This is a genomic window from Variovorax sp. dw_308 (assembly GCF_019207085.1).
Taxonomy (GTDB): domain Bacteria; phylum Pseudomonadota; class Gammaproteobacteria; order Burkholderiales; family Burkholderiaceae_C; genus Variovorax.
Map to the genome: position 1 here is coordinate 330809 of NZ_JAATOM010000002.1, position 24197 is coordinate 355005.

At 66.8% G+C, this 24197-nt stretch carries 20 protein-coding genes; 17 read left to right on the top strand and 3 right to left on the bottom strand.

Features of this window, described 5'->3' with window-relative positions; genetic code table 11:
* Positions 1-113: 113 nt before the first annotated feature.
* Positions 114-4055: an ATP-dependent RNA helicase HrpA gene (gene hrpA, locus HCU76_RS04790; RefSeq protein ID WP_218508601.1), complete on the bottom strand. Its 3942-nt coding sequence runs from the start codon at positions 4053-4055 to the stop codon at positions 114-116.
* Positions 4056-4127: 72 nt separating this feature from the next.
* Between hrpA and HCU76_RS04795 the strand changes: the two genes are divergently transcribed.
* The 16 genes from HCU76_RS04795 (at position 4128) to HCU76_RS04870 (ending at position 21611) form a co-directional block, all read left to right on the top strand.
* Entirely contained in the window at positions 4128-4373 is a 246-nt protein-coding gene (locus tag HCU76_RS04795; RefSeq protein WP_213954849.1) for a DUF6364 family protein, read from the top strand.
* Positions 4373-4792, top strand: coding sequence for a PIN domain-containing protein (locus HCU76_RS04800; protein ID WP_213954848.1), 420 nt, complete (start codon positions 4373-4375; stop codon positions 4790-4792). Before HCU76_RS04795 ends, HCU76_RS04800 begins: the two co-directional genes overlap by 1 nt.
* 31 nt (positions 4793-4823) lie before the next feature.
* Positions 4824-6170, top strand: coding sequence for an amino-acid N-acetyltransferase (gene argA / locus HCU76_RS04805; RefSeq protein ID WP_218508602.1), 1347 nt, complete (start codon positions 4824-4826; stop codon positions 6168-6170).
* An 8-nt stretch (positions 6171-6178) separates the two neighbouring features.
* Positions 6179-7384: a succinyldiaminopimelate transaminase gene (gene dapC, locus HCU76_RS04810; RefSeq protein WP_213954846.1), complete on the top strand. Its 1206-nt coding sequence runs from the start codon at positions 6179-6181 to the stop codon at positions 7382-7384.
* 40 nt (positions 7385-7424) lie between these two features.
* On the top strand, positions 7425-8249 hold the full coding sequence (dapD, locus tag HCU76_RS04815; RefSeq protein ID WP_213954845.1) for a 2,3,4,5-tetrahydropyridine-2,6-dicarboxylate N-succinyltransferase: 825 nt from the start codon (positions 7425-7427) through the stop codon (positions 8247-8249).
* Positions 8250-8286: 37 nt separating this feature from the next.
* A complete protein-coding gene (locus HCU76_RS04820) occupies positions 8287-9435 on the top strand; it encodes a PilT/PilU family type 4a pilus ATPase (protein WP_213954844.1) in 1149 nt (382 codons plus the stop codon).
* A gap of 67 nt (positions 9436-9502) precedes the next feature.
* On the top strand, positions 9503-10675 hold the full coding sequence (gene dapE, locus HCU76_RS04825) for a succinyl-diaminopimelate desuccinylase (protein ID WP_213954843.1): 1173 nt from the start codon (positions 9503-9505) through the stop codon (positions 10673-10675).
* Positions 10672-11538, top strand: a complete 867-nt coding sequence (gene prmB / locus HCU76_RS04830; protein WP_218508603.1) for a 50S ribosomal protein L3 N(5)-glutamine methyltransferase — start codon at positions 10672-10674, stop codon at positions 11536-11538. Before dapE ends, prmB begins: the two co-directional genes overlap by 4 nt.
* A 16-nt stretch (positions 11539-11554) precedes the next feature.
* Positions 11555-13423, top strand: a complete 1869-nt coding sequence (locus HCU76_RS04835; RefSeq protein ID WP_213954841.1) for an ABC transporter ATP-binding protein — start codon at positions 11555-11557, stop codon at positions 13421-13423.
* 31 nt (positions 13424-13454) lie between these two features.
* Entirely contained in the window at positions 13455-14984 is a 1530-nt protein-coding gene (locus HCU76_RS04840; RefSeq protein ID WP_213954840.1) for an ABC transporter substrate-binding protein, read from the top strand.
* A gap of 46 nt (positions 14985-15030) precedes the next feature.
* Positions 15031-15954, top strand: coding sequence for an ABC transporter permease (locus tag HCU76_RS04845; RefSeq protein WP_213954839.1), 924 nt, complete (start codon positions 15031-15033; stop codon positions 15952-15954).
* A 7-nt stretch (positions 15955-15961) separates the two neighbouring features.
* Positions 15962-16834, top strand: a complete 873-nt coding sequence (locus tag HCU76_RS04850) for an ABC transporter permease (RefSeq protein WP_213954838.1) — start codon at positions 15962-15964, stop codon at positions 16832-16834.
* Positions 16835-16894: 60 nt separating this feature from the next.
* On the top strand, positions 16895-18646 hold the full coding sequence (locus HCU76_RS04855) for a M14 family zinc carboxypeptidase (protein WP_213954837.1): 1752 nt from the start codon (positions 16895-16897) through the stop codon (positions 18644-18646).
* Entirely contained in the window at positions 18643-20655 is a 2013-nt protein-coding gene (locus HCU76_RS04860) for an ABC-F family ATP-binding cassette domain-containing protein (RefSeq protein ID WP_213954836.1), read from the top strand. The genes HCU76_RS04855 and HCU76_RS04860 overlap by 4 nt, the downstream gene beginning before the upstream one ends.
* A 15-nt stretch (positions 20656-20670) precedes the next feature.
* Complete coding sequence (locus HCU76_RS04865) at positions 20671-21177, top strand: hypothetical protein (RefSeq protein WP_213954835.1); 507 nt, start codon at positions 20671-20673, stop codon at positions 21175-21177.
* Positions 21178-21365: 188 nt separating this feature from the next.
* The gene (locus HCU76_RS04870) at positions 21366-21611 is read left to right on the top strand and encodes a hypothetical protein (protein ID WP_213954834.1); all 246 of its coding nucleotides are present in this window, start codon (positions 21366-21368) and stop codon (positions 21609-21611) included.
* A 139-nt stretch (positions 21612-21750) separates the two neighbouring features.
* Here the strand turns inward: HCU76_RS04870 and HCU76_RS04875 are convergent, their stop codons facing one another.
* Both HCU76_RS04875 and HCU76_RS04880 read right to left on the bottom strand, forming a co-directional pair.
* Positions 21751-22257, bottom strand: a complete 507-nt coding sequence (locus HCU76_RS04875) for a hypothetical protein (protein ID WP_213954833.1) — start codon at positions 22255-22257, stop codon at positions 21751-21753.
* 14 nt (positions 22258-22271) lie between these two features.
* Positions 22272-22580, bottom strand: coding sequence for a peptidoglycan-binding protein (locus HCU76_RS04880; RefSeq protein ID WP_213954832.1), 309 nt, complete (start codon positions 22578-22580; stop codon positions 22272-22274).
* Between the two features lie 169 nt (positions 22581-22749).
* Between HCU76_RS04880 and HCU76_RS04885 the strand changes: the two genes are divergently transcribed.
* The gene (locus tag HCU76_RS04885) at positions 22750-24186 is read left to right on the top strand and encodes an aldehyde dehydrogenase family protein (RefSeq protein WP_213954831.1); all 1437 of its coding nucleotides are present in this window, start codon (positions 22750-22752) and stop codon (positions 24184-24186) included.
* Positions 24187-24197 lie beyond the last annotated feature (11 nt).

Genomic DNA, 24197 nt, shown 5'->3' on the forward strand with positions numbered 1-24197 from the left:
CGAACGGGCCAGCACCCGGTTGGCCCTCTTTTCCCCGCTGTGTCGGTGCGCTCTCGGGCATCCAGTACGGCTTGGGCACGGTGGGTTGCCTGCGACAAGCGCGCAAGCGGCCTTCATGTATTGAGCTGCGCCCAGGCCTTGTCCAGACGCTTCACGCTCACCGGCTGCGGCGTGCGCAGTTCCTGCGCAAAGAAGCTCACGCGCAACTCTTCCAGCAGCCAGCGGAACTCCAGCATGCGGTCGTCGACCGCGCCCTTGCGCTCCGCCACCAGACGCCAATACCTTTGCTCCTGCGGCCTCAGTTCGACGAGCCGGGCGGTGTCGCGCGCGGGGTCGGCGCGGAGCTTGTCCAGCCGTGCGGTGATCGCCTTCAGGTAGCGTGCGAAATGCTGCAGCTGCGGCCAAGGCGTGTCGGCGACGAAGCGCTTGCCGACCAGGCGTTGCAGTTGCTGCGCGGCGTCCTGCACCGAATCGGGCTGCACCTTGGTGTCCTTGATCTTGCGAGCCGCCGTCGCGTACTCGACGAGGATCGTGCCCGCCAGCCGCGCGACCTCGTTGGCTATCAGGGTCAGCCGGCCGCGACCTTCCTCGATGCGGCGCCTGAAGGCAAATTCATCGGTGGGCAATGGCTCCTGCAGGAAGGCGCGGTCCAGCGCGACATCGATGATCTGTGCGCGCAACTCCTCGACCGTGCCGAGGGGCATGAACTGCACGGCCATCTTCTGCAGGTCGGGGATGTTCTTCTCCAGGTACTTGAGCGCATCCTTGAGTTGCAGGGCGACGAGCCGGCGCAGCCCGGCGCGGTGCCTGGCAGCCGCAACGGCGGGCTCGTCGAACACCTCGATGGTGACGCCGTCCGCATGCCCGTCATTGACCAGGGCCGGAAAACCGACCAGCGACTGTGCGCCGCGCCGCACTTCCATCAACTCCGGCAGTTCGCCGAAGGTCCAGGTGGTGTAGCGCTGGCCGGCTGGCAGCGCGGGCTCCGGCGCCCTTGCGCCTTGCGCCGCCGGGGTCTGGCCACCCGGGGCGGGTGAGGGCTTCGTGTCCGGCGCCTTCTTGACGTTGAGCCCGGCCAGCGCCTGGAACGCACCGCGCGCCTGCGCCCCCAGCTCCGCCTTGAGAGCGCCCAGATTGCGCCCCATGCCGAGCTGGCGCCCATGCTCGTCGACGACGCGCAGGTTCATGAACAGGTGTGGCGGCAGCATGTCGAGCTTGAAGTCGGCGCGCTTCACGTCGAGGCTGGTGATGTCGCGCACCTTCTTCAGCAGCGCATCGGTCAACGAGCCGGCGCCGAAGGCCTCGGGCATCGCCATTTCCTCGGCCAGCCGCGATGCCGATTCAGGCAAGGGCACCAGCCGGGAACGCGGGCGTTGCGGCAGGCTCTTGAGCAGCGCCTGGATCTTGTCCTTGAGCATGCCGGTGACCAGCCATTCGCTGCGCTCCTCGCTGACCTGGTTGAGCACGAACAGCGGCACCGTGACGGTGAGGCCATCGCGTGCATCGCCCGGTTCGTGCAGGTAGGTGGCCGCGCAATCGACGCCGCCGAGCCGGATCGTCGGCGGGAAGGATTGCGTCGTGATGCCGGCCGCCTGGTGACGCATGAGTTCGTCGCGCGTGAGGAACAGCAGGCGCGGTTGCGTGACCGATGCCTGGCGGTACCAGTTCTCGAAGTTGATGCCGCTGGCCACGTCGGGCGGCAGTTGCGCGTCATAGAAGGCGAAGATGAGTTCGTCGTCGACCAAGACGTCCTGCCGGCGAGCCTTGTGCTCCAGGCCCTCGACCTCGCGCACCAGCTTGCGGTTGGCGGCAAGAAAAGGGAACTTGCTGTCCCACTGGCCACCGACCAGCGCTTCCCGTATGAAGATCTCGCGCGCCGCGACTGGATCGACGCGGGTGAAGTCGACGCGACGGCCGCTGTAGATGACCAGCCCATACAGGGTGGCGCGCTCCAGCGCGGTGACCTGCGCGCCCTTCTTCTCCCAATGCGGATCGAGCAGTTGCTTCTTCAGCAGATGCCCTGCGACCTGCTCCAGCCACTGCGGCTCGATGTTGGCGATCCCGCGGCCGAACAGCCGCGTGGTCTCGACCAGCTCGGCGACCACGATCCAGCGGCCCGGCTTCTTCTTCAGGTGCGCGCCCGGATGGCGATAGAACTTGATGCCGCGCGCGCCGAGGTAGGTCTCGTCGTCCTCGACCTTCCAGCCGACGTTGCCGAGCAGGCCGGCCAGCATCGACAGGTGCAGATGCTCGTAGCTGGCCGGCTGCGTGTTGATCTTCCACTTGTGCTCGGTGACGACGGTGAGCAACTGCGAATGGGTGTCGCGCCATTCGCGCACGCGGCGGACGTTGATGAAGTTCTGGCGCAGGAGTTGTTCGTATTGGCGGTTGGTGAGCTTGTGAGTCGGGTGACCCTCACCCCCGCCTGCCGGAGAGGGCCGGGCCGAGGGCTGCCCCCCCCGCGCCGCATGAATCCACGTCCAAAGCTGCAAGTACCCACTGAACTCGCTGCGCTCATCATCGAACTTCGCATGCGCCTGATCCGCCTGTTGCTGCGCCTCCATTGGCCGGTCCCGCACGTCCTGCACGCTCAACGCAGACGCGATCACCAGCACCTCTTCCAGCGCCCCGCGCGAACGCGCCTCCAGGATCATCCGGCCCACGCGCGGATCGAGCGGCAGCCGGGCCAGTTCGCCCCCGATCGCGGTCAGTTCGTTGGAATCGTCGACCGCGCCAAGCTCGTTGAGCAACTGGTAGCCATCCGCGATCGCCCGCGGCGACGGCGATTCAAGAAAAGGAAAGCGCGACACGTCGCCCAGCCGCAGCGACTTCATCCGCAGGATCACGCCGGCCAGCGAGGAGCGCAGGATTTCCGGATCGGTGAAGCGCGGCCGTCCCGCGAAGTCCTTCTCGTCATAGAGGCGGATGCAGATGCCGTTTGCGACCCGCCCGCAACGCCCCGCACGCTGGTTGGCGGCCGCTTGGCTGATCGGCTCGACCAGCAACTGCTCGACCTTGCTGCGGAAGCTGTAGCGCTTGACGCGCGCGGTTCCCGTATCGATCACGTAGCGGATGCCCGGCACGGTCAGCGAGGTCTCGGCCACGTTGGTGGCAAGCACCACGCGGCGACCGCTGTGGCCTTCGAAGATGCGGTCCTGCTCGGCCTGCGAGAGGCGCGCGAACAAGGGCAGCACCTCGGCGCCGCGGTACAGCGGCAGGTGCGCCAGGTGCTTGCGCAGATGGTCGGCCGCCTCGCGGATCTCGCGTTCGCCGGGCAGGAAGATCAGGATGTCGCCGGCGTTGTGCGGGTCGCGCCACAACTCGTCGACGCCATCGGCAATGGCGTTGTTCAGGTCGTACTCGCGGGATTCCTCGAAGGGGCGCCAGCGCTGCTCGACCGGAAAGGTGCGGCCCGAGACGTAGATGATCGGCGCTGGCCCTTTTTTGGAGGCGAAGTGCGTGGCAAACCGGTCCGCATCGATGGTCGCCGAGGTCACGATGACTTTCAGGTCAGGCCGGCGCGGCAGGATCTCGCGCAGGTAGCCCAGCAGGAAGTCGATGTTCAGCGAGCGCTCGTGGGCCTCGTCGATGATCAGCGTGTCGTAGGCTTTCAGCAGCGGGTCGGACTGCGTTTCCGCCAGCAGGATGCCATCGGTCATCAGCTTGACGGAGGCGTCGCGGCTCAGCCGGTCCTGGAAGCGCACCTTGAAGCCGACCACCTCGCCGAGCGGTGTCTTCAACTCCTCGGCGATGCGCTTGGCGACCGAGCTCGCAGCGATGCGCCGCGGCTGCGTGTGGCCGATCAGCCGGCCCTGCACCGCAGGCGCGTTGCCGTTCGCCGGCGCGGCGTTGATCTTGCCGCGGCCCAGTTGCAGGGCGATCTTGGGCAACTGCGTCGTCTTGCCCGACCCTGTCTCGCCACAGACGATCACCACCTGGTTGGCCTGGATGGCCGCGGCGATCTCGTCGCGCCGCGCGGAGACCGGCAGCGATTCGGGGAACTCGATGACGAGAGGTGCGCGCGGGCGAACGGCTTCGGGGGGAATGGTGCTCATGAACCCGTCAATTATCGCACTGCACAGGTTCACGTGCTACACTGGTTTTCGTGTGACTTTGGAAGAGTTCCAATGACTAACCTGACCATCTCAGTCGACGAGAAGCTGATTCGCAAGGCCCGCATCCGTGCCATCCACGAAGGCACTTCGGTCAGCGCGCGCATCCGCGAGTTCCTCGCCGAGTACGCCCAGGGCAACGACCGCCAGCAGACGGCAGGACAAGCCTTCATCGCGGCCGCCCGCCGCAGCAAGGCCAACAGCGAGGGCGCAAGCTGGACGCGCGACGACGCGCACGACCGCCCCTATCCCTCCGCTTGATGAGTACCTTCTTCGACACCAACGTGCTGGTGTATGCCGTCGATGCCGGCGACCCCGCACGCCGTGAAATCGCGCTCGCACGCTTCGAGCGGGCCTTCAAGGAAGACTCCATTGTGCTCAGCACGCAGGTGCTGCAGGAGTTCTACAACGTCACCACGCGCAAGCTGCGCCCGCCCTTGAGCGCCCGCGAAGCCGCCAGCCAGGTGGCCCAGTTGTGCGCATTCGAAGTGGTCAGTGCCACCGCCGACAGCGTGTTGGCTGCCGCCGAACTCGCGCAGAAGCACCGCCTTCAATGGTGGGACGCGCTGATCCTCGAAGCCGCGTTGCGGTCCAACGCCGACGTCCTCGTTTCGCAGGACGGGCAGCACGGCCAGCGTTTCGGCAAGCTTGTCGTCGAGAATCCATTCATTCAGGATTGATTCCCGCCGATCCGACAACCCTCCGCCCTTCATGTCGACCGTCTTCAATTTCACCTTCGTTCCGTGGTTTCGCTCGGTGGCGCCTTATATCCACACGCATCGCGGCAAGACTTTCGTGGTTGGCCTCGCGGGCGAAGCCATTGCCGCCGGCAAGCTGCAAAGCATCGCGCAGGACCTGGCCCTGATCCAGTCGATGGGGGTGAAGGTGGTGCTGGTGCACGGCTTTCGCCCTCAGGTCAACGAGCAATTGCGCGCCAAAGGCCACGAGGCGCGCTACTCCCACGGCATGCGCATCACCGACGAGGTGGCGCTGGACTCGGCCCAGGAAGCGGCCGGCCAGTTGCGCTACGAGATCGAGGCCGCGTTCAGCCAGGGCCTGCCCAACACGCCGATGGCCGGCGCCACGGTACGCGTCATTTCGGGCAACTTCATCACCGCGCGCCCCGTGGGCGTGCTGGACGGCGTGGACTTCAAGCATTCCGGCCTGGTGCGCAAGGTCGATGCCTCGGGCATTCGCCGCACGCTGGACTTCGGCGCGATGGTGCTGATCTCGCCCTTCGGCTTCTCGCCCACCGGCGAGGCCTTCAACCTCACGATGGAAGAAGTCGCCACCAGCGTTGCCATCTCGATCCAGGCCGACAAGCTGATCTTCCTCACCGAGGTGCCCGGCATCGCGATCGACCCGAGCCTGCCGGTGAGCGAGGACAACCCGATCGACACGGAACTGCCCCTGGACGCCGCCGAGAAGCTGCTGGCCCGCATGGAGCCGGCCCAGCGCCCGACCGACTCCGCCTTCTACCTGCAGCACTGCGTGAAAGCGTGCAAGGCCGGCGTGGAGCGCAATCACATCCTGCCTTTCGCTGTGGATGGCTCGCTGCTGCTGGAGGTGTACGTGCACGATGGCATCGGCACCATGGTCATCGACGAGAAGCTGGAGTCGCTGCGTGAAGCCACGGCCGACGACATCGGCGGCATCCTGCAATTGATCGAGCCCTTCGAGCGCGACGGCACGCTGGTCAAGCGCGACCGCACCGAGATCGAACGCGACATCGGCCACTACACGGTGATCGAGCATGACGGCGTGATCTTCGGCTGCGCCGCGCTGTACCCCTACCCCGAGGCCCGCACCGCCGAGATGGCCGCGCTGACCGTGTCGCCCAACGTGCAGGCGCAGGGCGATGGCGAGAAGATCCTCAAGCGCGTGGAACAGCGCGCCAAGGCGGCCGGCCTGGAAAGCATCTTCGTGCTCACCACGCGCACGATGCACTGGTTCATCAAGCGCGGCTTCGTCCAGGTCGATCCGGAATGGCTGCCCGAGGCCCGCAAGCGCAAGTACAACTGGGACCGCAAGAGCCAGGTGCTCGTGAAGAAGCTCTGACCCTCGACATGAATCCGTTACTGAACAAACTCCAACCGTATCCCTTCGAGCGCCTGCGCCAGCTGTTCGCCGGCGTGACGCCCGACCCGGCGCTCGCGCCCATCAGCCTCGGCATCGGCGAGCCGAAGCATCCGACGCCGGACTTCATCAAGCACGCGCTGACCGCGGGGCTGGGCGCCCTGGCCGCCTATCCCGCCACCGCGGGCGAGCCGAAGCTGCGCAAGTCCTTCACCGACTGGCTGCAGACCCGCTACGGCCTCGCGCTCGATCCGGCCACGCAGGTGCTGCCGGTGAACGGCTCGCGCGAGGCGCTGTTCGCGCTGGCGCAGACCGTCGTCGATGCCAGCGCGAAGCCGGCCCCCATCGTGGTCTCGCCCAACCCGTTCTATCAAATCTACGAAGGCGCGGCGCTGCTGGCCGGCGCCGAGACGTACTACGTACCGAGCCGCGCCGACCGCAACTTTGCCGTCGACTGGGACAGCGTGCCGGCGGACGTCTGGGCGCGCGCGCAACTCGTGTTCGTGTGCTCGCCGGGCAACCCGACCGGGGCCGTGATGCCGCTGGACGAGTGGAAGAAGCTGTTCGCGCTCTCGGACGCGCACGGCTTCGTCATCGCCTCCGACGAGTGCTACAGCGAGATCTACTTCCGCGAGGAACCGCCCCTCGGCGGCCTCGAAGCCGCGGCCAGGCTGGGTCGCAGCGACTTCAAGAACCTGATCGCCCTGACCTCGCTGTCCAAGCGCAGCAACGTGCCCGGCCTGCGCAGCGGCTTCGTGGCCGGCGACGCCTCGATCATCAAGAGCTTCCTGCTCTATCGCACCTACCACGGCAGCGCGATGAGCGGCGCCGTCGCCGCCGCCAGCATCGCAGCCTGGGGCGACGAGCATCACGTCGTTGAGAACCGCGCCCAGTACCGTGCCAAGTTCGCCGCCGTCACGCCGCTGCTCGAACCCGTGCTCGACGTGAAGCTGCCCGATGCGAGCTTCTACCTCTGGGCCGGCGTGCCCGCCCGGTGGGAGGGCGACGATGCCGCCTTCGCCCGCGACTTGTACGCTCAATACAATGTCACGGTGTTGCCCGGCAGCTATCTGGCCCGCGACTTCGGCGGTGTCAATCCGGGCCGGGGGCGCATCCGCATGGCGCTCGTGGCAGGCACCGACGAGTGCGTGGCAGCCGCCAACCGCATCGTCCAGTTCATCCAGTCGGGCCAATGACGCGGCCCTTTTCTTGCATTCGACTTCCGAGACTTCATCCATGACCCAGCAACTCCAGCAAACCATCGACGCCGCGTGGGAAGACCGCGCCAACATGTCCGCAACCGACGCGCCGGCCGAGGTGCGCAAGGCGGTCGATCATGTGATCTCCGAGCTCAACAACGGCCACCTGCGCGTGGCCACGCGCGAGGGCGTCGGCCAGTGGACGGTGCACCAATGGATCAAGAAGGCCGTGCTGCTGTCGTTCCGCCTGAAGGACAACGAACAGATGCAGGCCGGCTCGCTGGGCTTCTACGACAAGGTGCCGACCAAGTTCTCGCACCTGTCGGCCGGTGAACTCAAGGAAGCCGGCGTGCGCATCGTGCCGCCCGCCGTGGCCCGCCGTGGCAGCTTCGTCGCCAAGGGCGCGATCCTGATGCCGTCGTACGTGAACATCGGCGCATACGTCGGTGAAAACACCATGGTCGACACCTGGGCCACCGTGGGTTCCTGCGCGCAGATCGGCGCCAACGTGCACCTCTCGGGCGGCGTGGGCATCGGCGGCGTGCTGGAGCCGCTGCAGGCCGGCCCGACCATCATCGAAGACAACTGTTTCATCGGCGCCCGCTCGGAAGTGGTGGAAGGCGTGGTCGTGGAAGAGAACTCGGTGCTGTCGATGGGCGTCTACATCGGCCAAAGCACACCCATCTACGACCGCGCAACCGGTGAAATCACCTACGGTCGCGTGCCGGCAGGCTCTGTTGTCATCAGCGGGTCTCTCCCGAAGGACAACGGCCGCTACAGCCTCTATGCTGCAATCATCGTGAAGCGCGTGGACGCACAAACCCGTGCCAAGACCTCGCTGAACGACCTGCTGCGCGACTGATTTTTCTTCTTCCGTTTCTTTGCTGGAAAGAGTGCCGATGAATACGATGGAACGCATCCTGCGATTGATGGCCGAACGAAAGGCCTCCGACATCTACCTCTCGGCCAATTCGCCGGCGCTGATCCGGATCAATGGAAACTGCGTTCCCATCAACGGCCAGGTGCTTCCAGCGGCGGCGCCGCTTTCGCTGCTGTCCGAGGTGGTGCATGAAAGCCGCGTGGCCGAGCTGGAACGCACCGGCGAGCTCAACATGGCGATCGCGCTCGAGGGCCTCGGCAACTTCCGCATCAGCGCCATGCGCCAGCGCGGCAGCTATGCGGTGGTGGTGCGGCACATCGCGTCGATCATCCCGACCTTCGCCGACCTGAACCTGCCCGACATCCTCAAGACGCTGATCATGGAGAAGCGCGGGCTGATCCTCATGGTCGGCGCCACGGGTGCGGGCAAGTCGACCACGTTGGCGTCGATGCTGGATTACCGCAACGAACATGCAAGCGGCCACATCCTCACGGTGGAGGAACCGATCGAATTCACCTTCACCAACAAGAAGTCGATGGTCAACCAACGCGACGTGGGCAGCGACACGCAATCGCTCCAGGTCGCGCTGAAGAATGCGCTGCGCCAGGCGCCCGACGTGATCCAGATCGGCGAGATCCGCGACCGCGAGACCATGACGGCCGCCATCGCGTACGCGCAATCGGGCCACCTGTGCGTGGCCACGCTGCATGCCAACAACAGCTACCGTGCGCTGAACCGCATCCTGAGCTTCTACCCGGTGGAAGTGCGCGGCACGCTGCTGTCCGACCTGGGCTCGTCGCTGCGCGCCATCGTGGCGCAACGCCTGATGCGCACGCCGGCCGGTGTGCGCGTGCCCGCCGTGGAGGTGATGCTGAATTCGGCCCTGGTGGCCGAGCTCATCGAGAAGGGCGACTTCTCCAGCGTCAAGGAAGCGATGGAACAGTCGATGGCCGAGGGTTCGCAGACCTTCGAGGAAGATATCGCCCGCCTGATTCTCGAAGAGCGCGTCACGCGCGAGGAAGGCATGCTCCAGGCCGACTCGCCGACCAACCTCATGTGGCGCCTGCAAAACCGCAACAACCCGGCCACCAACACCGACGACCGGGCCCTGCTGGACCAGCTCGACGAACCCACCTTCACCGACATCACGCTCGACGTGAAGTTTTGAGTCGGAGGCGGTCCGGCACAGGCAGGTCGGGCAAAATCCGCCACCTCCCTGACGCACCGCCCCACCGATGTCCCGCACGCTGCACCTTGCCGAACAACTGATCTCGCGCCCCTCTGTCACCCCGGACGACGGAGGGTGCCAGCAGATCCTCGGTGAGCGGCTGGCGAAGCTGGGCTTCACGCTGGAGACCATCGAAAGCGGCCCCGCCGACTTCCGCGTGACCAACCTGTGGGCCAGGCGCACCGCCACTACGCCCGGCGCGAAGACCATCGCCTTCGCCGGCCACACGGACGTGGTGCCCACCGGCCCGCTCGAACAGTGGACCAGCCACCCCTTCACCCCGGCGCACCGCGGCGGCCTGCTCTACGGCCGCGGCGCCTGTGACATGAAGACCTCGTTGGCGGCCTTCGTAGTGGCCATCGAGGAGTTCCTGGCCGCCACGCCCGATCCGCATCTCTCGCTGGCCCTGCTGCTCACGAGCGACGAGGAAGGCCCGGGCGTCGACGGCACCGTCATCGTCTGCAACACGCTGGCCGCGCGCGGCGAGGTCGTCGACTACTGCATCGTCGGCGAGCCCACCTCGGTCGAGCGCTGCGGCGACATGATCAAGAACGGCCGGCGCGGCACCATGAGCGGCAAGCTCACCGTCCACGGCGTGCAGGGCCACATCGCCTACCCGCACCTGGCCAAGAACCCGGTGCATGCCTTCGCGCCGGCCTTGGCGGAACTGGTCGCCATCAACGCCACCGGCGGCTGGGACGCCGGCAATGCGCACTTCCAGCCGACCAGCTGGCAGATCAGCAACTTCCACTCGGGCACCGGCGCGAGCAACGTCATTCCGGGTGCTGCGGTGATCGACTTCAACTTCCGCTTCTCGACCGAGTCGACGCCCGAATCGCTGCAGAAGAAAGTGCATGCGGTGCTCGATGCCCACGGGCTCGACTACAAGCTCGACTGGACCGTCGGCGGCCTGCCCTTCCTCACGCAGCCTGCGGAACTGGTGCAGGCGGTGCAGGACGCGATCCGTGACGAGACCGGCATCGTCACCGAACTCTCGACCAGCGGCGGCACCAGCGATGCGCGCTTCATCGCCAAGATCTGCAGGCAGGTGATCGAGTTGGGGCCGGTCAACGCCAGCATCCACAAGATCGACGAGCACATTGCCGTCGACGCGATCGAACCGTTGAAGAACATCTACCGGCGCACGCTGGAGAAGCTCGAACAGGCAGCGCGCGCATGACAACGGTCATCCAATTGATCGAAGCCGGCGCGAAGCAACTCACCGACGCCGGCGTCGCCTTCGGCCACGGCACCACCAACGCATTCGACGAGGCCGCCTGGCTGGTGCTGTGGCAACTGCGCCTGCCCATCGACGATCTCGATTCGGTGGCCGACAAGCCCGTGGCGCCGGCCGACGCCGAACGCGCGGCAGAGCTGGTCAAGACGCGCATCGGTACGCGCAAGCCAGCCGCCTACCTCACCAGGGAGGCCTGGCTGCAGGGCGTGCCCTTCTTCGTCGACGAGCGCGCCATCGTGCCGCGCAGCTTCATCGCCGAGCTGGTGGCAGACGGCACCATCGACTACTGGCTTGACGAGAAGACCCGGCACGTCCTCGACCTCTGCACCGGCAACGGCAGCCTCGCCGTGCTGGCAGCCATGACCTACCCGGAAGTGCACGTGACCGGGGCTGACATATCGACGGAAGCGCTCGAAGTCGCGGCCATCAACGTGACAAGGCACCAGCTCGACACACGCATCACGCTGGTGCAGTCCGATGGCCTGGGCGCCTTGCCCGGCCCGTACGACCTGATCCTCTGCAACCCGCCCTACGTCAATGCCGGCAGCATGGCTGCGCTGCCCGCGGAGTACAAGGCGGAGCCCGAACTGGCGCTGGCCGGCGGCACGGACGGCATGGACTTCATCCGCACGCTGCTCGCCGCCGCGCCCGCGGTGATGAGCGAGGGGGCTGTGTTGGTGCTCGAGATCGGCAACGAGCGCGAGCACTTCGAAGCTGCTTTTCCCACGCTGGAGACCTTGTGGCTGGAGACCTCGGCCGGCGACGACCAGGTCCTGCTGCTCACCCGCGAAGCGCTGGCCGCCTGAACACCCTGAGCGTCCAGTGACCTCCGCCTCCGTCGCCACCGCTGCGTCGCCGCTCCTGTCCGTGCGCGACCTCGCGGTCGAGTTCGACACCCCGCAGGGCGTGTTCAGGGCGGTGGACGGCCTGAGCTTCGACGTGGCGCCGGGCCGCACGCTGGCCATCGTCGGCGAATCGGGGTCGGGCAAGTCCGTGACCTCGATGGCGATCATGCGACTCACCGACTACACGCAGGGCCGCATCGCCCGGGGCCAGGTGCTGTTCCGGCCGCGCAAGGGAGAAATGATCGACCTGTCGAAGGCTTCGGCGCCCACCTTGCTGGACATCCGCGGCAACGAGATCGCGATGATCTTCCAGGAGCCGATGACCTCGCTGAACCCGGTGTTCACGGTCGGAAACCAGATCGCCGAGGCGCTCGTCCTGCACCAGTCGATGAGCGCCGGCGAGGCGCGCCGGCAGGCGCTGGCATTGCTGAAGAAGGTACGGCTGGCCGACGCCGAACGGCTGCTGGACGCCTACCCGCACCAGCTCTCCGGCGGCATGCGCCAGCGCGTGATGATCGCGATGGCGCTGTCGTGCAAGCCCGCGCTGCTGATCGCCGATGAGCCCACCACCGCGCTCGACGTCACGATCCAGGCGCAGATCCTCAACACCATCCGCGGGCTGCAGCGCGACTTCGGCACCGCGGTCATCTTCATCACGCATGACATGGGCGTGGTGGCCGAGATGGCCGACGACGTGGTGGTGATGTGGCGCGGCCGCAAGGTGGAGCAAGGCACGGTCGAGCAAGTCTTCAACGCGCCGGCCCATCCCTACACGCAGACCCTGCTCGCCGCGGTGCCCCGGCTCGGCAGCCTCACCGGACAGCCGCTGCCGCTGCGCACGCCGCTCGAAATCCTCGATGGCGACACGCGCCGCACCATCGGACAGACCACGGTGCAGGACACCGCCCGCTACGCGTCGCCGCTGCTGCAGGTCGACAGCCTCACCACGCGCTTCGACGTGAAGAAGAACCTGCTGGGCCGCGTCACGCATCGGGTGCATGCCGTCGAAAGCGTGAGCCTCGACATCTACCCCGGCGAGACGCTGGCGCTGGTCGGCGAGTCGGGCAGCGGCAAGTCGACCATCGGCAAGACGCTGCAGCAGATGGTCGAGCCCACGAGCGGCACGATCCGCTTCGATGGCCGGGACGTCGCCAGCCTCGACGCGGCCGGACGACGCAAGCTGCGGCAGGACATCCAGTACATCTTCCAGGACCCGTACGCCTCGCTTGATCCACGCAAGCGCGTGGGCTTCAGCATTGCCGAGCCGATCCGCACCCACCACCTGCAGGCCGACGACAAGGCTATCGACAGGCGCGTGGCCGAGTTGCTCGAAAGCGTGGGCCTCAAGCCCGAGCACGCAAGGCGCTTTCCGCACGAGTTCTCGGGCGGGCAGCGCCAGCGCGTGTGCATCGCACGGGCCTTGTCCTGCAACCCCAGGTTGATCATTGCGGATGAATCCGTTTCGGCGCTGGACGTGTCGATCCAGGCGCAGATCATCGACCTGTTGATGTCGCTGCAGGCCGAGCGTGGGCTGTCGTACCTGTTCATCACGCACGACATGGCGGTGGTCGAGAAGATCGCGCATCGCGTGGCCGTGATGTACCTCGGGCAGATCGTCGAGATGGGCACACGGCAAGCCGTGTTCGAGACGCCGCACCATCCGTACACGCGCAAGCTGCTGTCGGCGGTGCCGGTGGCCGAGCCCGGCCGCCACAAGAACACCGCGCTCATCGAAGGCGAGATTCCGAGCCCGATGCGCAAGGTCGGCGACGAGCCCGCCATTCTTCGCCTCATCCAGGTCGCGGCGGGCCACCAGGCCGCCGAGACCGCATTGCCTGTTACCTGAGCCTTCCTTCTTTCCCCCTTGGAGATACCTCGTGCGCACTTTCAGGAAATCCCTTCTCGCCGCCAGCCTCGCGCTTGCCGCGCTCTGCAGCCCGCTGGCCGTGACCAACGCGCAGGCCGCCGGCACGCTGACCGTGGCCTTGCACCAGGATCCGGGCAACTGGGACCCGATCGCGACCTTCCTGGTCGCATGGGGCGCGGTCGGCGGCCAGGTGTTCGACGGGCTCATCATGCGCACGCCCGACATGAAGCTGGTCCCCGGCCTGGCCACCAAGTGGGAGTTCATGGACAAGAACACGAAGATCCGCTTCACGCTGCGGCCCAACGTCAAGTTCCACAACGGCGAGCCCTTCGATGCAGAGGCCGTCAAGTTCACCTTCGACCGCCTGCTCGGCGAGGACGGCAAGAAGGGTCCGCAGCAATCGAACTACACCTCGATCGACAAGGTCGTGGTGGTCAACCCGATGACGGTCGACATGTACCTCAAGTCGCCTGACCCGGTGCTGCTGACCAAGCTGGCCGGCTATGGGGCGATGATCGTCCCGCCGAAGTACGTCAAGGAAAAGGGCAACGAGTTCTTCGGCAACAACCCGGTCGGCACCGGCCCGTTCAAGTTCACCGAATACAAGCCGAAGGTCAGCCTTTCCTTCGCGCGCAATGCCGACTACTGGGGCGGCGCGCCGAAGGTCGATTCGCTGGTCTACCGCTTCATCGCCGAGCCGGCCACGCAGGCCGCCGAGTTGCAGGCCGGCCGCGTCGACGTCGCCAACCAGGTGCCGCTCGCGATGCTGGAGACGCTCAGGAAGGACCCGAAGCTGGCGGTCGTGAGCATGGACGGCCCGGTGGCGCTGGCCCTGCGCTACAACACCCAGCGCGGCATCATGAAGGACCGCGAGGTGCGCCGCGCGCTGATCATGGCGGTGGACCGCGACGCCATCATCAAGACCATCCTGCTCGGCCAGGCCAAGCCGATCGCGAGCTTCCAGGGCGAACTGTCCTTCGGCTACGACGCGGGCCTCAAGCCCCTGCCCTTCAACCCGACGCAAGCCAAGGCGATGCTGGCCAAGGCCGGCGTAAAGCCCGGTGCACAGGTGCAACTCGACTTCCGCGGCCCGGACAGCAACTTCCGCGAGGTTTCGCAGGCGGTCGCGGCCTACCTGCAGGCGGTGGGCGTGCAGGCGGCGCTCAAGCCCTATGAAACCAACGTGCTGCTCAACGACATCATTCCCAACGGCAAGACCGGTGAGATGTGGCAGAACCAGTGGGGCGGCTGGACCTTCGACTACGACAACACGGCCTACGCGATGTACTACACAAAGCAGCGCTGGAACCCGTACGACGACGACGTCAAGCTCAACGCGCTGCTGCACACCCAGCGCAACACCTGGGACCAGGCCGCGCGCAAGCAGACGCTGCAGGAGATCGGCCGCTACGTGGCCGACCAGGCGCTGGAGATGCCGCTCTACAGCCTGAACACCGTCTACGGCATCAACAAGCGCGCGAAGAACCTCGCGCTGCCGGCGGACGGCCGCTTCCGCTTCGTCGAGGCGACGGTGGAATGACCGAATTCGGGAGCGGACAGCCGAATGCAGGAGCGATAGCCGCGACATGACCGGCTTCCTCGTCAAGCGCATCCTCCAGGCCATCTTCGTGGTGCTGGTGGTGACGCTGTTCGTCTCGTATGCGGTGCGGCTGTCGGGCGACCCGGCGATCATGCTGGCCCAGGGCGCGGGCAGCGTGACGGAAGAAGACCTGAAGAACATCCGCATCGGGCTCGGCCTCGACCGGCCCTTTCCGGTGCAGTACGCGGCCTTTCTCAAGGGCTTGCTGGTGGGCGACTTCGGGCGCAGCTTCCTCGGCGGCACGCCGGTGTCGCGCCTCATCGGCGACGCCTTGCCGGCCACGCTGGCGCTGGCGGGGGCGTCGCTGCTGCTGTCCTTGCTGGTCTCGATCCCGCTCGGCATCCAGGCCGCGGTGCACAAGGGCAAGGGCATCGACCAGGCCATACGCATCGGCTCGCTGGTGGGGCTGTCGTTCCCCAACTTCTGGCTCGCGATCATGCTGGTGCTGCTGCTGTCGATCACCTTCCCGCTGCTGCCGCCTTCGGGCTGGGACGGGCCAGCGAGCCTGGTCATGCCGACGCTGACGATGGCGATCATCTTCTCGGCCACCAACGTGCGGCTGGTGCGCACCTCGATGCTGGAAACACTGTCGGCGCAATACATCATGGTCGCGCGGGCCAAGGGGCTGAAGGACCGCGTGGTGCTCTACAAGCATGCGCTGCGCAACTGCGCGATTCCGCTCATCACCTACGTCGGCCTGCAGTTCGGCAAGATGATCGGCGGCCTGGTGGTGGTGGAGAAGGTCTTCAACTGGCCCGGCATGGGCACGCTGGCCTTCGATGCGATCGCGGCGCGCGACTATCCGGTGCTGCAGGGCACGGTCACGGTGCTCGCCTTGATGGTGGTGGGCGCCAACCTGCTGGTGGACCTGGCCTACGGGTTGATCGATCCGCGCATTCGCAATGGCTGAAGCAGGCATGACCCAAGCCTCCTCCGCCGCGGCTGGCGACGTGCCGGCGCGTGTGCGCTGGCGGCACCTGCGCTCGCTCGAGTTCGTCGCCGGCGTGCTGCTGACAGGCACGATGATCCTGCTCGCCGTGCTGTCGCCGTTGCTGTATCCGGACCTCGGCGCGCGCATGGACCTGGCCGCTCGCCTGGTGCCGCCGCTCACGCAGTGGATGCATCCGCTGGGCACCGACCCGCTCGGGCGCGACGTGCTGGAGCGCGTGCTGCTGGGCGGGCGCATCTCGCTGTTCGTGGGCTTCGTGTCGGTGCTCGGCTCGGTGACGGTCGGCGTCATCGTCGGCCTCGTGGCGGGCTACTACCGCGGCGTATGGGACATGTTCCTGATGCGCTGCGTGGACGTGCAGCTCGCCCTGCCCTTCATCCTGATCGCGCTGACCTTCATCTCGATCCTGGGCGGCGGCATCGACAACATCATCCTGTTCATGATCCTGTCGCAGTGGGTGCAGTACGCGCGCGTGGTACGCGGGCTGGTGCTGTCGCTGCGCGAGCGCGAGTTCGTGCAGGCGGCGCGCGCCTTCGGGGTGCGCGACCTGCCGATGGTGCGGCACCACATCGTGCCGAACGTGCTGGGGCCGGTGGTGATCCTGGTCACGGTCAACGTGGCCGAGAACATCCTGCTCGAAAGCAGCCTGACCTTCCTCGGCCTGGGCGTCGACCCGCAAATCCCGACCTGGGGCGGCATGCTGGCCGACGGCCGCAACTACCTGCAGACCGCATGGTGGGTGAGCGTGATTCCGGGCCTGGCCATCATGCTGACCGTGCTCGGGCTGAACCTGCTGGGCGATTGGCTGCGCGACCGGCTCGATCCACTCGGCAAGGCTTGAGGACGCGTCCGGCGCCCTGGACAATCCTGCACGCGCCGTGCGCGCTTCGGAGACCCTCCCATGAAAGTTCTGCTCGACATCGAGTTGCCCCGCACCCTGGACGAGTGGCAGAAGCTGCTGACAAAAGAACCGCGGCCCGGCATGACTGTCGAGGGTTGGTTGTTCGAGGGCCCGCAAGTCCGGCGCGCGGCGGAACAACGCCTTCGCGCGGCCGGCGTGGAGGCGCACCTCCACAGCGCCTACAAGCCGCTGGTGCATCACTTCCTGGAGCGCCTGGCGCATGAAGACCTCGCGCGCGTGACCGTTCACTATCCGGTGCATCCGAACGCGCCGCCACGCCGCTTTGCCCTCGAGGCCTATCCGCTGGTCGACATGCTGGGCGCTGCCGAACTGCAACTCGTGCCCAAGCCCGAGTCCGATGCCTTGCCGGTCTACGAGGTCGAGCTGGCATGGCGGGACGGTCGCCGCCGCACCGACACCGTGCTGGCACCCAACCGCGTTCACGTCGACCACCTCGGCGAAACCTTGCTGTCGCCCACCGCCTGGCTACGCGAACGGCGCGGCGGGACGGTCGTCGCCGACGGCCCGCGCGAGTCCGAGCACGAAGCCGTTTTCCGCCACGCCATGGACTGCCTGCGCAAGCACCACTGGCCCGAAGCCGAGCCCTATTTCGAACGACTCGACATCCGCGTCGACCTGCCCGGCATCGCATCGGCGCCAGCCCGGGAAACCGGCTGGATCGACACCCTCGAGGCGCTGCACGAAGACCTGTACTTCTCGCTGCTCGAAGTGTTCCAGCGGCGCAGCGGCAGGCCGGCCGGCGATCGTCGGCTGCAGCCGGGCCAGATCGTGCCGGACATCCGGGCCAGCGACGGCGCCGTGCGGCTGCGCATCAGCGTGGGGCCGTGGACGCCGCCAGGCGACGAGACGCCCACAGGCGACAACACGCCGCTGGCCAGGGTGAGCGCGCCGCTGGCGCCGGACCGTGCGATGTCAGAACTCGCACACATCGAAGGCCGGCGTTTCGAAGCCCGCAGCGTGCAGGGCCGCTCCGTGGCCGGCGTCTATCACCCCGGCGCCGGGCCCGCGCTCGTCATCAGCGGCGCGCAACATGCCAACGAAACCTCCGGCGTGGTCGGCGCGCTGCGTGCGGCGCACGAACTCGCCCGCCGCCCCGACGCGCACTTCGCCCTGATACCGCTCGAGAACCCCGACGGCTACGCACTGCACCGCGAACTGTGCGCCCATGCGCCGCGCCACATGCACCACGCCGCGCGCTACACCGCCCTCGGCGACGACCTCGAATACCGCGATGAAGCGCCCTACTTCGAGCGCGAAGCGCGGCACCAGGCATTTGCCTTGTCGGGCGCGCAACTGCACGTCAACCTGCACGGCTATCCGGCCCACGAATGGACGCGCCCGTTCTGCGGCTACATCCCGCGCGGCTTCGAGATGTGGACCGTTCCCAAGGGTTTTTTCCTCATCGTGCGCCACCACGCCGGCTGGGCCCCGCAGGCCCGCGCGCTGACCGAGCACGTGTGCCGCCAACTGGCCGAGCGCCGCGACCTCATGGCCTTCAACGCCGCGCAGCGTGCCAGCTACAATGCCCACGCCGGCGAGCTTCCGTTCGAAGTCATCCACGGCACGGCCTGCATGATCAGCGAGGTCAATCGTCCGGGCCCCGCCCTGACCTTGATCACCGAGTTTCCAGACGAAACGATCTACGGCGAACCCTTCATCCTTGCCCACGACACCCAGACCGCGACCGTGCTCGCAGCGGTCGATGCCCTGGGCGCCCTGACATTGCCATGATCACCCTTAAGAACGTCGTCCTGCGCCGCAGCGCCAAAGTGCTGCTCGACGGCGCGACCGTCACCCTCAACCCGTCGGAGAAGGTGGGCCTTGTCGGGCGCAACGGCGCCGGCAAGTCGACCCTGTTCGCGCTGTTCAACGGCACGCTGCATGAAGACGGCGGCGACTTCTCGATCCCGAAGCAATGGCGCATGGCGCAGGTCGCCCAGGACATGCCCGAGACCGAGGAATCGGCCACCGACTTCGTCGTCGGTGGCGACACCCGGCTGGTGGAGCTTCGCGAAGCGCTCACGGCCGCCGAGCGTGCACACGAAGCCGACCCCGACGACCATGACGCCGGCATGGCCCTGGCCCACGCCTACACCGACCTGGCCGACGCCGGCGAGCACGACGCCGTGCCGCGCGCGCAGGCGCTGATCCTCGGCCTCGGCTTCAAGAGCCACGAGCTCGACGGGCCGGTCAACAGCTTCTCCGGCGGCTGGCGCATGCGCCTGCAACTCGCCCGCGCGCTGATGTGCCCGAGCGACCTGCTGCTGCTCGACGAACCGACAAACCATTTGGACCTCGACGCGTTGGTCTGGCTCGAAGCCTGGTTGCAGAAGTACCAAGGCACGATGATCGTCATCAGCCACGACCGCGAGTTCCTCGACGCGGTCACCGACGTCACGCTGCACATCGAACATGCCAAGCTCACGCGCTACGGCGGCAACTACAGCAAGTTCGAAGAAATGCGCGCGCTGCAGATGGAACAGCAGCAGGTCGCCTTCTCCAAGCAGCAGGACAAGATCGCCCACCTGCAGAAGTTCATCGATCGCTTCAAGGCCAAGGCCAGCAAGGCCAAGCAGGCGCAGAGCCGCGTCAAGGCGCTGGACCGCATGGTGAAGGTCGCGCCGCTGCTGGCCGAGGCCGACTTCACCTTCGAGTTCAAGGAACCCGGCAACATCCCGAATCCGATGCTGTCGATCACCCACGCCAACTTCGGCTACAGGAATGTCGACGGGGGCGAGGACGCGGAGCCCAAGACCATCCTGAAGGGTGTGAGCCGCTCGGTGCTCGCAGGCCAGCGCATCGGCATCCTGGGCGCCAACGGCCAGGGCAAGTCGACGCTGGTGAAAACGATTGCGCGCGAGATGGGCGCCCTCGCCGGCGAGATCACCGAAGGCAAGGGCCTGAACATCGGCTATTTCGCGCAGCAGGAACTCGACGTGCTCCGCCCGCAAGACACGCCGCTCGAGCACATGGTGCGCATGGCCCGCGAGCTCGGCTCGTCCGTCAAGGAAGCCACCGGCGAACAGGCGCTGCGCGGCTTCCTCGGCAGCTTCAATTTCAGCGGAGACATGGTCAAGCAACCCGTGGGCACCATGAGCGGCGGCGAGAAGGCGCGCCTGGTGCTGGCGATGATGGTCTGGCAGCGCCCCAACCTGCTGCTGCTCGACGAACCCACCAACCACCTGGACCTGGCCACCCGTGAGGCATTGGCCGTGGCGCTGAACGAATTCGAAGGCACGCTGATGCTGGTGAGCCACGACCGCGCGCTGCTGCGCTCGGTGTGCGACGAGTTCTGGCTGGTCGGCCGCGGGGGCGTGACCGATTTCGATGGCGACCTGGACGACTACCAGCGCTACCTGCTCGACGAGGCCAAGCGCCTGCGCGAGGAGGCCAAGGACGCCATACGTTCCGCAGCGGCCGCGCCCCCCGCCCCGGCGCCTGCGCCCGCCGCCGCACGTCCCGCGGCCAGCGGCAAGGACCAGCGCCAGCAGGACGCGCAATCGCGCCAGCAACTCAGCGAGCAGCAAAAGCCGCTCAAGCGCGAGATCGCGCAGATCGACGCCCGCCTCGCCGCCGCCAGCGCCGACAAGGCCACGCTCGAAGCGCGCCTCGCCGAGCCCTTGCCGCCCGCGGAGATTGCCGATGCCGGCAAGCGCCTGAAGGCGCTCAACGACGAGATCGCCACCCTCGAGGAGCGCTGGCTGACGCTGTCCGACCAACTGGAGTCGGTGGCAGGCTGATACGCTGCGGGCATCATGCCCAGCGCCATCGAACTTGCCCAGGGCGATCCGAAGCTGATCGCCGCCATCCGTCGCAGCCGGAGCGTGTTGCGGCGCAAGGCCCTGCTCGGCGCCGCCGCCAGCGCCGTACCACTTCCGGGCCTGGACTGGGCGACCGATGCGGCGTTGCTGTCCCGCGTGGTGCCCCAGATCAGCGCCGAATTCGGGCTTTCGCTGACCCAACTCGAGAAACTCGGTCCCCAGCGCCGCGAGGGCGTGCAGAAGGCCGCCGCCGCGGTCGGGGCGCTGCTGGTTGGCAAACTGATCACGCGAGAGTTGTTACTGGCCCTTGCCAAGCGTGTCGGCGTGCGGATGACCGCCAGGCAGGCCACCAAGTACGTGCCCCTGGCGGGCCAGGCCGTGTCGGCCCTGCTGGGCTACGCTGTCCTGAGCACCCTGGGCGAACAACACATCAAGGACTGCGTTCGGGTCGCCATCGCGGCGCGCCATCTGCTCCCGCCCCCATCCGATACTGAAACATAGTTGACAAATTACCACAACTAAATTCGAACGTTACTGGCGAGCCCTCAATTTCGCGCGCAGGCTCGGTATAGTCCCCACCAGAAGGTACATATATCGCTCGAACAACGGGTTGAGTACCTTTTTCTTAAATAGGGATGGCGAATTAAAGATACGTAGTTGAACGTGCGCATGCGACACAAGGATGAGGGATGAGCGAGACGGACATTTCGGGCGCAATTGAACGTGTGATGGGACGCGTGGACTACTATCTTCATTGCGAGCTCGATGAGGAGTACGAGCATGATCGCCCCGAAGCGGCACGCCGGCAGCTCGAAGCCGCGCTGCGCGCCGAACTGCTGCGAGCAAGCGCAGTGGGCCTGGTCACCACGTTGACGCAGGCGCCGACGCTGCCCAATATCCATCGGTTCTTCGGCGCCAGCCGGCATCCGGCCTGAGGCTCTGCGCTGCGGCGGTGCCGCGCAAAAGACGCGCGCGCCCAATCAATACAACTGGAATTCCCGGCCCTCGAACTGGCTAGGGGTTTACGTTTGCCCGGGCCCATTGCGGCCCGATTTTTGCGTGCCCGCCAATTCGCTACGCCGTCGGCTGCGGAATCTCGATGTGAAATGCCGGATCGCCATTGGCCGGCGAGAAGAACCTGGAAATCAGGCTGGCGGTCCTGGCTTTTTGCAGAGCCGCCAGGAATTGCTGGCTATTCGCAATGGACGACGGCGCAATATCGATGACATTCAATGCCGTCGGGTCGGCGCAATGGCGGCTCACATTGCCGGGGCCGAGCAAATTGATCTTGTCCGCCATGGCAGCCACGATGAGTTGCCGGCCATGACCATTGGGCTTCAGCCGCTGGTATTCGCCGATGACTTCGTCGCCGGCCGGCCCGTACAGGGCCAGTTGCCTTGCCACGCTGGTCGACTCGAGGTTGGCGTACATCGCACTCGCCTGGCGCGCCGGCGAACGCACCGTGCTGGTGATGACGCATGAGTTGAGGCCCGCATCGGCCAGCACATCGCGCAAAACCTGCCTCGAATGCTCACTGACCACGGATGCGTCGGCGCTGGGAACGAAATTGATGGAGGGCATCGCAGCGCTTCGGGTCAGGCAAATGCCTTTTGGCAGAGGGCGGTAGAGGTGTCGCCCGTCAGGTCGCCGGTGACCGGCAGGCCCATTGCGACCTGGAAACCCTTGAGTGCGTCCCGGGTCCTGTTGCCCAGCATGCCGTCTATTTTTCCGGTGGAATAGCCGAGCAGGAACAAGGCCGCCTGCGCGGCGCGCATCTCGATATTCGGCGTGGACCCGGACGAGAAACGCCCGTATTGGATGTTCAGTTTCACGTCATATTGGTTTTGCGCAAATGACGGTCCGTCCTGGCGGGTCATCGGCACGGCCTTGGCAACAAAATCCATTTGTCCTCCTGATCGTCACGGTGACGGTTGGCGATAGGGGGACTATTGCCCCGCGCGCCGATGCACACATCCCCTTGCGGGAGGACGCGCGGCTGCCCTCCCCCCGCTTCGGGTGGCGACGCAACCGGACGGCGGACGGAATCATGGGCGCTTACGCAAAAAGGACTTCATGATTCCGGACCACCCTGCCCTGCAAGACGCGCGGCCGTTCCGACTGCTGTCGAACGGCCGACTGCTCGATGCGCCCACCTCTTTCCCGGTCATCGACCCCGCCACGGAGGCGGTGATCGCCCACGCGCCCGACTGCACTCTCGCCCTGCTCGACGCCACGGTCGAGGCCGCGCAGGCCGCCTTCCCGGCCTGGCGCGACACGCCCGTGGACGAGCGCCGGCAAAGGCTCGAAGCGCTGGCCCAATGCCTCCAGGACAATGCCGAGGCCCTCGCGCTGCTGCTCACTGCGGAGCAGGGCCGGCCGCTGGCACTGGCACGGATCGAGGTGCTGGGCTGCGCGCACTGGATCCGCAGCGTCGCGAAGATGGACCTGCCCACCACCCTGCGCACCGACAAGGCCGGCATCGCGTGGACCACGCGCCGCGTGCCGCTCGGCGTGGTCGCCGCCATCGCGCCGTGGAACTTCCCGCTCACGCTTGCCGTGTGGAAGCTGGCGCCGGCACTGCTCTGCGGCAACACGGTCATCCTCAAGCCCTCGCCCTTCACGCCGCTCACGGCGCTGCGCCTGGGCGAATGGATGGCGCCGCTGTTCCCCGCGGGGGTGGTCAACGTCCTTTCCGGCGGCGACGAACTGGGGCCCCGGCTCACTTCGCACCCCGGCATTGCCAAGGTCGCCTTCACCGGTTCGACGGCGACCGGCCGGCGCGTGATGGCAGCGGCGGCATCAACGCTCAAGCACCTGACGCTCGAACTCGGCGGCAACGATGCGGCCATCGTGATGCCTGATGTGGACGTGAAGAAGGTCGCGCGCCGCCTGTTCATGGGCGCCTTCCTGAACTCGGGCCAGGTCTGCATCGCGGCCAAGCGCATCTATGTGCACGAGGCGATCTACGACGCGTTCGCGACGGCATTCGTGGCCGCGGCGGAAGCGGCGCGCGTCGGCAACGGGCTCGACGAGGCCGTGATGCTGGGGCCGGTGCAGAACAGGCTGCAGTACGAACGCGTGCGGGAACTCATCGCCGCGACGCGCGACGCGGGCCAGCGCTTTCTCACGGGCGGTTCGATGACCGATGGCCCGGGCTATTTCATCGCGCCCACGGTGGTCGACAACCCGCCGGACGACGCGCGGGTGGTGGTCGAGGAACCCTTCGGCCCCATCGTTCCGCTGCTGCGCTTCTCGGGCATCGATGAAGTCGTGCGCCGCGCGAACGCGACCGAGTTCGGCCTCGGCGCCTCGGTGTGGTCGACCGACATCGCCGCGGCCCGATCCATCGGCGAGCGGCTGGAGGTCGGCACCGTGTGGATCAACAGCGTGCACCTGCTGGATCCGCACGCGCCCTTTGCGGGGCGCAAGCAATCGGGCCTGGGCATCGAGAACGGCCCTGAAGGACTGCTCGAGTTCACAGCCATCCAGACGATGGTGATTTCAAACTAGGGAGCGCTGAG